This window comes from Rhodococcus sp. NPDC127527, from assembly GCF_042672245.1.
In the GTDB taxonomy this organism is placed as follows: domain Bacteria; phylum Actinomycetota; class Actinomycetes; order Mycobacteriales; family Mycobacteriaceae; genus Rhodococcus_G.
The window spans coordinates 87,794-100,846 of record NZ_JBHXVP010000005.1 but is presented as its reverse complement, the minus strand read 5'-3'; the positions used below and the strand labels follow the sequence as shown (position 1 = coordinate 100,846).

12 protein-coding genes are annotated in these 13,053 nt (G+C 70.1%); 4 read left to right on the top strand and 8 right to left on the bottom strand.

What is annotated here, in order from left to right; all coding sequences use genetic code 11:
- The first annotated feature begins 48 nt into the window (after window positions 1-48).
- From ACFVH2_RS10845 to ACFVH2_RS10830, 4 genes are all read left to right on the top strand, one after another.
- Window positions 49-474: a MarR family winged helix-turn-helix transcriptional regulator gene (locus ACFVH2_RS10845; RefSeq protein WP_378425591.1), complete on the top strand. Its 426-nt coding sequence runs from the start codon at window positions 49-51 to the stop codon at window positions 472-474.
- Window positions 475-636: 162 nt separating this feature from the next.
- A complete protein-coding gene (locus tag ACFVH2_RS10840) occupies window positions 637-1,101 on the top strand; it encodes an SRPBCC domain-containing protein (RefSeq protein ID WP_378425593.1) in 465 nt (154 codons plus the stop codon).
- Window positions 1,098-1,436 carry an ArsR/SmtB family transcription factor gene (locus ACFVH2_RS10835; RefSeq protein WP_378425595.1) on the top strand — a complete coding sequence of 113 codons (339 nt, stop codon included), beginning with the start codon at window positions 1,098-1,100 and terminating at the stop codon, window positions 1,434-1,436. The genes ACFVH2_RS10840 and ACFVH2_RS10835 overlap by 4 nt, the downstream gene beginning before the upstream one ends.
- A gap of 87 nt (window positions 1,437-1,523) precedes the next feature.
- The gene (locus ACFVH2_RS10830; protein ID WP_378425597.1) at window positions 1,524-1,964 is read left to right on the top strand and encodes an SRPBCC domain-containing protein; all 441 of its coding nucleotides are present in this window, start codon (window positions 1,524-1,526) and stop codon (window positions 1,962-1,964) included.
- Window positions 1,965-2,068: 104 nt separating this feature from the next.
- On the opposite strand, the gene purB is transcribed toward ACFVH2_RS10830, so the two are convergent.
- From purB to ACFVH2_RS10790, 8 genes are all read right to left on the bottom strand, one after another.
- On the bottom strand, window positions 2,069-3,490 hold the full coding sequence (gene purB, locus ACFVH2_RS10825) for an adenylosuccinate lyase (protein WP_378425599.1): 1,422 nt from the start codon (window positions 3,488-3,490) through the stop codon (window positions 2,069-2,071).
- A gap of 42 nt (window positions 3,491-3,532) precedes the next feature.
- Window positions 3,533-4,144 (bottom strand): TetR/AcrR family transcriptional regulator, encoded by a 612-nt coding sequence (locus tag ACFVH2_RS10820; protein WP_378425601.1) that lies wholly within the window; start codon window positions 4,142-4,144, stop codon window positions 3,533-3,535.
- 59 nt (window positions 4,145-4,203) lie between these two features.
- On the bottom strand, window positions 4,204-5,364 hold the full coding sequence (locus ACFVH2_RS10815; protein ID WP_378425602.1) for a pyridoxal phosphate-dependent aminotransferase: 1,161 nt from the start codon (window positions 5,362-5,364) through the stop codon (window positions 4,204-4,206).
- Between the two features lie 135 nt (window positions 5,365-5,499).
- Window positions 5,500-6,849: a GMC oxidoreductase gene (locus ACFVH2_RS10810; protein WP_378425720.1), complete on the bottom strand. Its 1,350-nt coding sequence runs from the start codon at window positions 6,847-6,849 to the stop codon at window positions 5,500-5,502.
- Between the two features lie 577 nt (window positions 6,850-7,426).
- Entirely contained in the window at window positions 7,427-7,942 is a 516-nt protein-coding gene (locus tag ACFVH2_RS10805) for an OsmC family protein (protein WP_378425604.1), read from the bottom strand.
- 295 nt (window positions 7,943-8,237) lie between these two features.
- Window positions 8,238-9,491, bottom strand: a complete 1,254-nt coding sequence (gene purD / locus ACFVH2_RS10800; protein WP_378425606.1) for a phosphoribosylamine--glycine ligase — start codon at window positions 9,489-9,491, stop codon at window positions 8,238-8,240.
- Window positions 9,492-9,501: 10 nt separating this feature from the next.
- Window positions 9,502-11,706, bottom strand: coding sequence for a glycosyltransferase family 39 protein (locus ACFVH2_RS10795; RefSeq protein ID WP_378425608.1), 2,205 nt, complete (start codon window positions 11,704-11,706; stop codon window positions 9,502-9,504).
- Complete coding sequence (locus ACFVH2_RS10790) at window positions 11,703-12,947, bottom strand: glycosyltransferase (RefSeq protein ID WP_378425610.1); 1,245 nt, start codon at window positions 12,945-12,947, stop codon at window positions 11,703-11,705. Before ACFVH2_RS10790 ends, ACFVH2_RS10795 begins: the two co-directional genes overlap by 4 nt.
- Window positions 12,948-13,053 lie beyond the last annotated feature (106 nt).

Sequence of the window (13,053 nt, the reverse complement as noted above, 5' to 3'; positions counted from 1 at the left end):
TGCTGGGGTTTCCTCACAATGAGGCGAGTGCAGATAGGCTCCGCGACCATGACCGAGGGACCGCCCGCCCCGCTGCGCGATCTGGTGATGTCGACCGCCCGGGCGCTGCGCAGGCGCTGGCTCGTCGCGCTCGAACCGTGGCAGCTGTCGCCGCACGAGTACCGCGCGCTCCGCGTGATCGGGCGCGACGCCACGGCGGCCCCGCGACTCGGCGACGTCGCCAAGGAGCTGCGGATCGCACCGCGCTCGGCGACCGAGGTGGTCGACCGACTGGAACAGCGCGGCCTGGCCGAGCGGCTACCCGATGCCGGCGACCGGCGCGCGGTGTGCGCGCGCCTGACCGACGAGGGGCGTCACGTCATCGCCAAGCTCGACGCCGCCCGGGACGCGGACGCCGACGACTTCTTCGCCCGCCTCGACGACCGCGAGCGAGCCGAACTGCGCCGAATCCTCGACAAACTGCAGCAGGCCTGATTCGTCCGAGCCCCGGACACGACCATGCACTGGTCGACGACCACCGCATTTCTCGACCAACTCCTCCTCGACGAGCACGTCTAGCAACCTTTGGTTGCACATCCCTGACGGATGCCCTACCGTCATATGCAACCAAAGGTTGCTAGAGGATGGGGGAACGGAATGGAGTACGGCAGCATCGAGCGGGAGATCCACGTCGAAGCCGCGCCCGAGGTGGTCTACGAGGTCATCAGCGCGCCCGAACACCTGCGGGAGTGGTGGCCGGACGAGGCAGAACTCGAGCCGGTGCCCGGCGCCACCGGGGTCATCTCGTTCGGCGACAGAACCACGCCGGACGCGAAGGTCGTCTCACTCACGGTGATGGAAGCCGAACCGCCCCGGCGGTTCTCCTTCCGCTGGGTCTACGACGAGGGTGCGACCGCCACGTCGACCAACTCGCTCCTGGTGACCTTCGATCTCGTCCCGTCGGGCGCGGGCACGCTGCTGCGGTTCACCGAGGCGGGATTCCGTGAGAGAGGCTGGGAGGCAGCAGTACTCGAGGAGGCGTACCGCGAGCACGTCACCGGCTGGGAACACTTCCTGCCCCGCCTGGTCACGTACGTCGCACGGCTGGTGTCGACGCCGTGAGTGCCGCCGTCGACGACGACCTCTGGTCGGCGGTCGGGGACCCGATCCGGCGACGGATGCTCGACCTCTTGTTGAGCGGCGGCAGCGGGACGGCGACCACGCTGAGCGAGCAACTGCCGGTCACGCGGCAGGCGGTCGCCAAACATCTCGGCGTACTCGACCGGGTCGGCCTGGTCCACGTCACCCCGTCCGGGCGCGAGCGCCTCTACCAGGTCGACCAGGCCCAGCTCGCCCGCGCGGTCGCGCAGCTGTCCTCCGTCGGGGCCACCTGGGACGCCCGCCTGCAACGCATCAAGCGGATCGCCGAGGCGATCCAGCGCAGCCAGGAGCGCTGACACCCCCGAACGAACGTCGTCACGTCCGTGGCGGCGCCGACAAAACGCGCCCGAATGCGGACGCCTGCACTGGAAAGAGGTATCGAGATGGTGGACATCCTGCACAGGATCGGAGTCACATCGACTCCCGAGGCCGTCTACGCGGCCCTCACCACGATCGACGGGCTGGCGAGCTGGTGGACGGAAGGCACGGACGGGGACGGCGATGTCGGAGGAGTCATCCGGTTCCGCTTCGAGCCCGGCGGGTTCGACATGAAGGTACTGGAGGCTCAACCCGCCGAGCGCGTGCTCTGGGAGGTCATCGACGGCCCAGAGGAGTGGCTCGGCACGCAGATTCGGTTCGACCTGAAACAGGAGGACGGCTTCACGATCGTGCTTTTCCGGCACGAAGGCTGGAGGGAGCCGGTGGAGTTCATGTACCACTGCAGCACCAAGTGGGCGACGTTCCTGATGAGCCTCAAGAAGCTGGTCGAAACCGGCAAGGGCGAGCCCGCGCCACACGACGTCAAGATCAGCAACTGGCACTAGACGCCGATTCGAGCGGTCCCCGACCGCGCCGACGAGGACCGGGTCACGCACCAGCGTGGCCCGGTCCTCGTCGGCGATCTCCACGAATCCGGTCGACTCCGCGGCTAGAGAATCGGCGACGGCGCGTACTTCGCCGCCTCGGGGTACTGCTCGACGAGCAGCCCCACCCGACGCACGACGGCGTCGACCTGCGCCTCGGCGGCGCCGATGAACGCGGACTTGTCGGCCAGTGCGGCGTCCAATTGCGCGCGATCGAGCGGGAACCGGTCGTCGGCGGCGAGACGGTCGAGCAGGTCGGGCTCGCGACCGTCCTCGCGCATCGCCAGCGCCACGGCGACCGCGTGCTCCTTGATGACCTCGTGGGCGGTCTCGCGTCCGGTGCCCGCGCGCACGGCTGCCATCAGCATCCGGGTGGTCGCCAGGAACGGCAGGTAGCGGGTGAGTTCCTTCTCGATCACGGCCGGGTACGCACCGAACTCGTCGAGCACGGTCAGGAAGGTCTCGATCTGCCCGTCGATCGCGAAGAAGGCGTCGGGAAGCGCGACACGACGCACCACCGAGCAGAACACGTCGCCCTCGTTCCACTGCGCGCCGGCCAGCTCGGCCGCCATCGACGCGTAGCCGCGCAGCACGACCTGCAGGCCGTTGACGCGCTCGCAGGATCGGGTGTTCATCTTGTGCGGCATGGCCGACGAGCCGACCTGGCCGGGCTGGAAGCCCTCGGTGACCAGCTCGTGGCCCGCCATCAGGCGGATGGTGTGCGCGAACGAGGACGGCCCGGCGCCGACCTGGACCAGCGCGGAGAGCACGTCGTGGTCGAGCGAACGCGGGTACACCTGGCCGACGCTGGTGAGCACGTGCGCGAAGCCGAGGTGCTCGGCAACCTTCGCCTCGAGGAACTCGAGCTTCTCGGTGTCACCGTCGAGCAGGTCCAGCATGTCCTGCGCGGTGCCCATCGGTCCCTTGATGCCGCGCAGCGGGTAGCGGTCGATCAGCTCGCGCAGCCGGGTCAGCGCCACCAGCAGCTCGTCGGCGGCGGAGGCGAACCGCTTGCCGAGGGTGGTGGCCTGCGCGGCGACGTTGTGGCTGCGGCCGGCCATCACCAGCGAGGAGTACTCGGCGGCCTTCTCCCCCAGCCGCGCGGCGACCGCGACGCCGTGCGCGTGCACGTGCTCGAGCGACCGGAAGATCTGCAGCTGCTCGACGTTCTCGGTGAGGTCGCGGCTGGTCATGCCCTTGTGCACGTGCTCGTGGCCGGCGAGGGCGTTGAACTCCTCGATGCGGGCCTTGACGTCGTGCCGGGTGACCCGCTCGCGGGCGGCGATCGACTCCAGGTCGACGTTCTCGATCACCCGCTCGTAGTCGGCGAGCGCCGCCTCGGGGACGTCGATCCCGAGCGCGGCCTGGGCCCGCAGCACCGCCAGCCACAGCTGTCGCTCGAGCACGATCTTGTGCTCGGGCGACCACAGCGCCGTCAGCTCGGGGCTGGCGTATCGATTGGCAAGGACGTTGGGGATGCGGCTCACGGATGCCCAGTTTACGGCCATCGCCGCGGACGCGATCGAGGGCTACGCCGAGGCGGGCGGCGCCACGACGTCGATCACCTGGAGCAGCATGTCCCGGGCGAGGGCCTTGGGGTCGGGGTCGGAGCCGCTCAACGCCCCCACCACGGCGCCGTCGACGACGCACACGAGACGGCGCAACTGGTCCTTCCGGACCTCACGTCCGGACCGCCGCAGCACGTCGACGAGCAGGTCGTCGAGTTGGGCGCGCAGCCGCAACTGGACCTCGCGCAGCTCGGGATGCCGCGCGAACGCGACGAACCTCTCGTACCGGTTGACCAGTTGCTCGCGCCCGCCCGGGCCGTCCTCGAACACCCCGACAAGCATGTCGACGATCAGCTCGACGGTCGCTTCGACACCCCGATTGCGTTGGGACACTTCGGCGATCCGGGATCGCATCACGTCGAGCTCGCGCAACCCGCACAGTTCGGCCGCCGCCGCGTTCAGGTCGTCGAGGGACTGGAAGTAGTAGGTCGTCGACGCGAGCGGCAGGTTCGCCCGTGCCGCGACCGCCCGGTGCCGGACGGCGTCGAACCCACCCTCGAGCAGGAGGTCGGAGGCCGCTTCGACAAGCGCGACACGGCGCCTCTCACCCTTGGGGGTCGCCGCTTCAGTCACCGGCCCCATCCTGCCAGCGAGCGGAGACTCCCCGCGCCGAATTGATGAACACCGGTTAACTATCCGAGCATCCGGCTGCGACCCAGGCGCGTCAACGCCTCCTCGATGTCCGCGGTCGCCCCCGCGAACGAGAGTCGCATCGTCCGGTCGCCGTGCACGGTGTCGAAGTCGATGCCCGGGGCGACCGCGACACCGGTCTCGCGGAGCAGTTCCGCGCACCAGGCAGTCGAGTCGTCGGTGAGATGACCGATGTCCGCGTACACGTAGAACGCGCCGTCGGCGGGGGCGAGCTCGGTGATCCCGAGCCGCGGCAGTCCCGACAGCAGCACGTCCCGGTTCACCGCGTAGCGGCGCACGTGCCCGTCGAGTTCGGCGAGCGACTCGTCGGTGAACGCGGCGAGCGCCGCGTACTGCGAGACGGCCGGCGGGCACACCGTCATGTTCGACGCCAGCCTCTGCAGCGCGCGCCGCAGCCCGGACGGCACCAGCATCCAGCCGAGCCGCCAGCCCGTCATCGAGAAGTACTTGGACACCGAGCCGACCACGACCGACTCGGTGGAGGTCTCCCACGCGCATGCCGTTGCGGTGTCACCGAATTCGATGCCGTGGTAGATCTCGTCGGAGATCAGCAACGTGTCGTGCTCGGCGCACCAGCGTGCCAGCGCCGCCAGCTCGTGGCGGTCGATGACGGTGCCGGTCGGGTTCGCCGGGCTGGCCACGATCAGTCCGGCGGGCGGGCTGTCGAGCGCCTCGAGCATCGCGACCGTCGGCTGGTAGCGGGTCTGCGGGCCGCAGTCGAGTTCGACCACCCGGCAGCCCAGCGCGGTCAGGGTGTTGCGGTAGGCCGGGTACCCGGGCCGCGCCACGACCACCGTGTCCCCGACGTCGAAGGCCGCGAGGAACACCAGGGTGAACGCGCCGGACGAGCCGGTGGTCACCACGACGTCCTCCGGGTCGACCGTGATTCCGGAGCGCGCCGAGTGGTACCGGGCGATCGTCTCGCGCAGCGGCAGGATCCCGAGACTCTCGGTGTAGCCGAGCAGATGGGCGTCGACCGCCTCGTGGGTGGCCCGCAGCACCGGCGCGGGCGCAGGCGTCGACGGTTGCCCCGCGGCCAGCGTCAGCACGTCGCCGTGGGTTCGCGCCCGCTCGGCGGCCGCCGCCCACACGTCCATCACGTGGAAGGGCGGAACCTTGGATCTCTGGGACTCTGCTCGCACCAACCCAGGCTAGCCTTCCCCGACCCTCGCCCCCACCACACGTTGAATGGGGGTTCAGTGGCCGTGCCGAACCGAGATCCGGCCACTGAACCCCCATTCAATCCATCGCGCGGGGCGGACCTAGTGCAAGTCGTTCTAGTGCAGGTCGTTGGCGACGATGTTCGCCATGTTCCGCTCGGCCAGCGCGGTGATCGTGACGAACGGGTTGACGCCGACGTTGCCCGGCACGAGCGAACCGTCCATCACGTACAGGCCCGGATACTCCGGCAGGCGACCGTAGTTGTCGGTGGCCTGGTTGAGGATGCACCCGCCGAGCGGGTGGTAGGTGAGCCCGTCGCCCCACGTCTTGTACACACCGAAGAGGTCGGTGCGGTAGATGGTGCCTTCCTTCTGGTTGATCTTGTCGAAGACCCGCTTGGCCATGTCGATGCCCGGCTGGTTCTGCGACGTCTGCCAGGACAGGTCGACCTTGCCCGAGCCCGAGTTGAACTGGAACTGCGCGCGTTGCGGGTTCTTGGTGATCGCCAGGTAGAGGCTGACCCACAGTTCGGTACCGGCCGGGAACGGGGCGATCTCCGCGAACACCGGGCCCGCGGTGTCGGCCCAGTTGTCGATGCCCATGGCCGGGATCGACGACTGCTTGGCGCCGGTCGGGTCCCAGCCCTGGTTCGCCCGGCCGACCATGATGTTGCCGTTGTTGCCCCAGCCCTGGCCGACCGCGCCGGACAGGTTCGGCAGCAGCCCCTGCGCCTTCATCGCGACCAGCAGCTTGCTGGTGCCGACGCTGCCCGCCGCGAAGAACACCTTGTCCGCGGTGACCGTCTTGGCGCCGACGACGTTGCCCTGCTCGTCGATCTGCTCCATCTCCACCGTGTACCCGCCGCCCGTCGCCGCGGGCGAGACCTTCGTGACGCGATGCAGGGTGGTGATGGTGAGCTTGCCGGTCGCCGAGGCCTGCGCGAGATAGGTCTTGTCGAGCGACTTCTTGCCTGCGTTGTTGCCGTAGATCACCTCGCCGGCGAGCGCCGACTTGGTGACCGACCCGGCGTCCTCCTGCTTCATGTAGTTGAAGTCGTAGACGTTGGGCACGAAGGTGGTCTTGAAGCCCGAGCGCTCGGCGGTCTTCCGCCCGACCCGGGCAAACTTGTAGTAATCGGTTGAGTTGAACCAGGTTTCGTCGATGTTGTTGACGCCGAGTCCGGCGTTCGCCTTCGGGAAGAAGGTGTTGTACATCTCGTTGGAGTCCACCGACGGCAGGATCTCCTCGAAGTAGCCCCGCTTGGGAACCACGGCCATGCCGCCGTTCACCAGCGACCCGCCACCGACCCCGCGACCCTGGTAGACGGTGATTCCACCCATGTTCTCCGCGTCGAGCACGCCGACGTACTTCGCGATGTCCTTGTCCACCGACCCGCCCGAGAAGTACCCGACCGGTTGCGCGGTGCGGTTTCTCAGCCAGTACGAGCGGCCGTCCGGCTTGAGCATCGGGGAGAAGATCTGGCCGTCGGAACCCGGGGTGGTCCAGGCCTTGCCCATCTCCACGATGTTGACGTCGATGCCGGCCTGGGTCAGGCGCAGCGCCGCTACGGCGCCGCCGTAGCCACTGCCGATCACCAGCGCGGGGACCCGGTCCCCGGTGTTGAGGGCGCGCCGCGGCGCGGCCGCCGCGGTGACCCACGATGAGGACAGGGCGACCGCCCCTGCCGCAATTCCCGTGGCCGCCAGGAACCTTCGGCGGGACAGATGTGCGGGTGATGCGGCCGATCCTCGTGACGCTCGGTATTCGCTCAACGGAACCTCTCAGTCAACAGCCGATAAAGTCGAAATCGTTATACCGGCGCCCGACGGAGATTGTTTCGAATACTGACGGGTAGGTAGCGTATATCGTTCAACCGACACCGATGGGGCCGAAAACGCTGTGCGACAGTGCTTTCCCCGGTACCTTCCTTCCCCCGTCCGCGAATTCCCACATGACGCCCGGCGCCGTCACGGGCCCGACCCTGTCGCCGATCGACCGGCCTGTCGACCGTCGATCGGCGACGCGGAGTGGTCGCGCTCGAGCTCAGTCGGTTTCGACGACGGTGCGCACCGGCACCGGATTCCTCGTCAGGTCCAGCACGGGGCAGTGCGCGTCCACCAACTCCTGAAGTTCGAGATACCGCTCGCGGGGCTCGGATCCGGTGAGCGTGACCACCACCCGGACCTCCCCGAAACCGGGACGAACCGAATCGTCGAATCCGAAGAAGCCGCGGACGTCCAGGTCGCCCTCGGCTCGGGCCGAGATGTCGTCGAGCGCGATGCCGAGCTTGTCGGCCCACACCCGGTAGGTCACCACCTGGCACGACAGCAGCGAAGCGAGGTAGTACTCGACCGGATTGGCGGCGCTGCCCGCACCGCCGAGCGCGGCGGGTTCGTCCACCTCGATGCTGAACCTGCCGAGGTCGACCGTGCTCGCGACGGCGTCGTGGGCTCGCGCGGCCGCCGTGAAGACGACCTGGGCCTTCGCGACGTCCTTCGTGATCGCATCACGGTTGGCCGCGACGACGGAACTCAGGTGGGAAGCGGAGATGGTGGTCATGACGAAGTCCCCTGATCTGGGTGGGTTAGGACCGGCGTGAGCGGATGCTCGGGCCGGGGCAGGTTCGATCAGGAGGCGGGACAACCGCACGTGCACACGTGCGCGAAATCGACGTGGCGACGCCGGGTCAGCAGCGTGCCCGTCCGATAGGCGCCGGTTGTCGTCACGCGACCGACGTTAGCGGCAGGGTGCTGTTTCCTGCCATTTCAGGGGAAATCACGGCCACCCGTGCGAACGACGACGCCCCCGCCGCCGAACGGCGACGGGGGCGTCGAGAGCCAAGTGCGACCGGCCGTCAGATACTGATGCGTCCCTCGACGGCACCGAGCCCGATGTCGGTGCGGAAATGCCCGCCGGGCAACCGGATCGCGTCGAGGGTGGCGTACGCGTCGGCGCGGGCTGCGGTCAGGTCCGCCCCGGTGCCGACGACGCTGAGCACGCGGCCACCGGCGGAGACCAGCGCCCCGTCGGCGTCGAGCGCGGTCCCGGCGTGCAGGACGCCGTCCGCGTCGGCGCCGGTGATCTTGTCCCCGGCGCGCGGGGTGCCCGGGTAGTTCTCGGCGGCCAGCACCACGGTGACCGCAGAGCCGTCTGCCCAGCGGGGCGCCGCGACCTCGGCCAGGGTCCCGGTCGCGGTGGCGCCCAGCAGCTCCCCGAGCGGGGACTCGAGCAGCGCGAGCACCGCCTGCGTCTCCGGATCGCCGAAGCGGCAGTTGAACTCGACGACCGCCGGCCCCTCCTTGCCGATCGCGAGGCCCGCGTAGAGCAGGCCGGAGAAGGCGCTGCCGCGGCGGACCAGCTCGGCGGCGACCGGCTTGACCACGTCGTCGACGATTGCGGTCACCGTCTCGGCGGGCAGCCAGGGCAGCGGCGTGTAGGCGCCCATGCCGCCGGTGTTCGGGCCCGTGTCGCCGTCGCCGACCCGCTTGTGGTCCTGGGCGGGCAGCAACGGGACCACGGTCTCGCCGTCGACGAGGCAGAACAGCGACACCTCGGGCCCGTCCAGGAACGACTCGAGCAGCACCGGGTGACCGGATTCGAGCAGCTCGGCGGCGTGCTCGCGGGCGGCGCCGCGGTCGGTGGTCACGACCACGCCCTTGCCTGCGGCCAGGCCGTCGTCCTTGACCACCCAGTTGGGGCCGAAGCGGTCGAGGGCCTCGTCCAGCCTGGCCGGGTTGTCGACGACCTCGCTGTGCGCGGTGCGCACCCCGGCCGCGGCCATGACGTCCTTGGCGAACGCCTTCGACCCCTCGATCCGGGCCGCGTCCGCGGACGGTCCGAAGCAGGCGATCCCGGCGGCGCGCACCGCGTCGGCGACGCCGAGCACCAGCGGCACCTCGGGGCCGATCACCACCAGGTCGGCCTCGACCTGCTGGGCGAGCGCGACGACGGCCTCGCCGGACGCGACGTCGACGGGATGCTGCTCGGCGATCTTCGCGGTCCCGGCGTTGCCGGGGGCGCAGATCGTCGCCGTCACGCCCGGGTCGCGGCCGAGGGCGAGGAGCAGGGCATGTTCACGGGCACCGGAGCCGATAACGAGTACGCGCACGGGCCTCAGACTACGTTCCGGCCTGCACCCGCGGCGCGGTCAGGTCGTACAAGGTGACCCCGCCGACGTTGCTGGAGGTGAAGTGCTCCGACACCCACGTGCTGATCGAGGAGGCCGTACCCGCCCCTCCCATGCCGCCGCCCATCCCGCCGCCGGCGATGAAGTAGTGGATCTTGCCCGCGTCGACGTACTGCTGGAACTGCGCCAACGTGGGCGAGGGATCGCTGCCGTTGAAGCCGCCGATCGGCATCACCGGCTTCTCGGTGGCCAGCTGGTACCCGGACGCACTGTTGGACCCGATGGCCGCGGCGACCCAGGTGTAGCGGTCCGCGCCGGACGTGAGCAGCGCGGTCAGTTCCGGTCCCGGCTCGCTGCCCCGCAGCAGGTTGCCCGCCGCGCCGCCGAAGCCGCCCTCGCCGCCGAAGCCCGCGCCGTGCCCGCCCATGCCACGCCCACCCGCACCGGGACCGGCGCCGGCGAACATCTCGCTCAGCTGCGCGGCGCTCGGGACCTCGCCACCCGGGAACATGCTTGCAGGGATCCGGCCGCTCTCGAGCATGGCCTCGATCCCGCCCCGGCCACCGAACCCTCCGAAGCCGCCGCCGTTGACCGCCGGGCCGGCCGTGTTCAACGCGCCGGCATGCGGGGTGCCGACGGTGTCGACCGCGTATGCCGTCGGACCGGCCAGCGCCGCCACCGTCACCGCCAGCACCGACGCCGCCGCCAGCCGGCCGGTCAGCCGGGGAAGCAGCAGCGCGACCGCCGCGACCACACCGACCACCAGCACCGCCCAGCGCAGCCACGGCAGGAACGCCGGGCTGCGACCCAACAGCTCCCACGACCACCACGCAGTCACGAGCATGGTCAGCGCCGAGACCACACGCACCCACCCAGTACCCCGGCTGCGCCACGCGAGCACCGCGCCGGCACCGACGAGGGCGCCGATCTGCGGGGCCAGCGCCACCGTGTAGTAGGAGTGGAAGATCCCGGCCATGAAGCTGAACACCAGGCCCGAGGTGAGCAGCCACGAACCGAAGAGCACCAGGGACGCGCGCGGGACGTCGATACGGGTCAGTCTGCCGCGCAGGATGATTCCGAGAATCCCGAGGATCAGGGCCGCCGGGATCAGCCAGGCGATCTGCCCGCCCTGCGCGGGCTCGAACATGCGGGTGATGCCGGTGCTCCCCCACATGCCGCCCCCGCCGGGTCCGCCGGGCGGCAGGCCGCCGGGCATCGGCGGCAGGCCGCCGGGCATCGGCGGCAGGCCGCCGGGCATCGCGGCACCGGGGTTGGCCCCGCCCGCGGTCGCGTCCGCCAGCGCACCGAAGGAACGGCCGCCGCCCCCGACGCTGCCGCGCTCGTTGCCGTTGAGCCGGCCGAGGCCGTTGTAGCCGAGCGTGAGCTCGAGAATCGAGTTCTCCTGCGAGCCACCGATCCACGGCCGCGAGTTCGCGGGCCACAGTTCCACGGCCAGCAGCCACCAGCCCGCCGCGACGACCATCGCGGCCAGGGCCGCGAACAGTTGGGCGATCCGCTTGCCGAGCCGCGGCGGCCCGAACAGCAGGTAGGTCAGCGCGAGCGGCGGCACCACCAGCATCACCTGGAGTTGCTTGGTGAGGAAGCCCAAGCCGACGAAGACGCCGGTCAGCACCAGCCAACGGGTCCGCCCGTCCTCGACGCCGCGCAAGAGCGCCCACGCCGCCGCGAGGGTCAGCAGCACCAGCAGTGCGTCGGGGTTGTTGAAGCGGAACATCAGCACGGCCACCGGCGTCAACGCCAGCACCAGGCCCGCGAGCAGTCCGGCGGCCGCACCGAAGTGCCGGCGAACCGTCGCCCACAGCAGGGCGACGGACGCGACACCCATCAGCGCCTGCGGCACCAGGATCGCCCACGAGCTCAGTCCGAAGGCCCGCACCGACAGCGACATCAGCCAGAGCGAGGCGGGCGGCTTGTCCACGGTGATCGAGTTCGCGGCGTCCGACGAGCCGAAGAAGAAGGCCTTCCACGACACCGAACCAGCCTGCACTGCAGCGGAATAGAACGAGTTGGCCCAGCCGGACGCACCGAGACCCCACAGGTACGCCACCGCGGTCCCGATCAGTAGGACTGCGACCGCCCAGGGCTCCCAGTCGCGGCGCTTCGGCGCGTCGCCCTCGATCGGAGTGGCCGGCGCGGCAGGATGCGCTGCGTCGGTGTCGATCTCGGCCGTGGTCACAGTGCGACTCCCTTGTCGTGATTACGGAACACCCATCGCAGGGCGATGAAACGGGTCAGCGTGGCAACGAGATTGGCGATCACCAGCACGGCCAGCTCGAGATGCTTGGAGGCGTCGGGCCGAGTCGCGTGCAGGACGAACAGCGACCCGCTGGTCAGCAAGAGGCCGAACGCGAACACCGCGAGGCCCTGCAGCTGATGCTTGGCCGCGCCCTCCGGCCCGCGGACGCCGAACGTGAAAGCCCGGTTCGCCGCCGTGTTGAAGATCGCGGTCACGAGCAGCGCGACGAAGTTCGCGGCCTGTGCTCCGAACAGCGGGTGCATCAGCAGGTACAGCAGCGCGTACGCGACCGTGGACGCCACGCCGATCACCGCGAACCGGACCAGCTGGCCGACCATGCCGTGCGGCACCCCCGGCACCAGCGGTTCCCGGCCGAGGCTGGTGCGCAGCGCGGCGACCGGCAGCGAGCCGGTCGCCAGCGCGCGGCCCACCCGCAGCACGCCCTTCAGGTCGGCGACCGCGGTCGCGACGATGTCGACCGTGCTGTCGGGGTCGTCGACCCAGTCCACCGGCACCTCGTGGATCCGCAGGCCGACCCGCTCGGCGAGCACCAGGAGTTCGGTGTCGAAGAACCAGCCGGTGTCCTGCACCAGCGGCAGCAGCTGACGGGCGACGTCGGTGCGCATCGCCTTGAATCCGCACTGGGCGTCGGAGAACTTCGCCCGCAGCGCGCCGCGCAGGATGAGGTTGTAGCAGCGGGAGATCACCTCCCGCTTCGGGCCGCGCACCACCCGCGAGGAACGCGTGAGCCGCGAGCCGATCGCGACGTCGGAGTGCCCCGACACCAGCGGCGCCACCAGCGGCAGCAGCGCATTGAGGTCGGTGGACAGGTCGACGTCCATGTACGCGACGACCTCCGCGTCCGAGGCACTCCACACGGCGCGCAGGGCCCGGCCGCGCCCCTTCTCGTCGAGGTGCACCACCCGGACGGAGTCGAGCTCCTCCGCCAGCCGATTCGCGACCGCGAGCGTGGTGTCGGTGCTGGCGTTGTCCGCGACGGTGATCCTGCTCGGATAGGGAACGGATCCGTCCAGGTACTCGCGCAGCCTGCGCACGCAGCGCTCGAGGTCCCGCTCCTCGTTGTACACCGGGATCACCACGTCCAGTGTCAGGGTCGCCACGTCGCGGGACACCGCGGTTTCGGGGCGTCCGACAGCGCCGCCGACAAGCGAGTTCGTCATGAGGATCACCCTGTCGGCGGAACCTGGGGCCTGACTGGAGTGCAGCTGGCAACTTCCTGTGCGCTCCGCGCAGTGGTGCGCTTACGGATGCCCGGGCCTCCGTAAG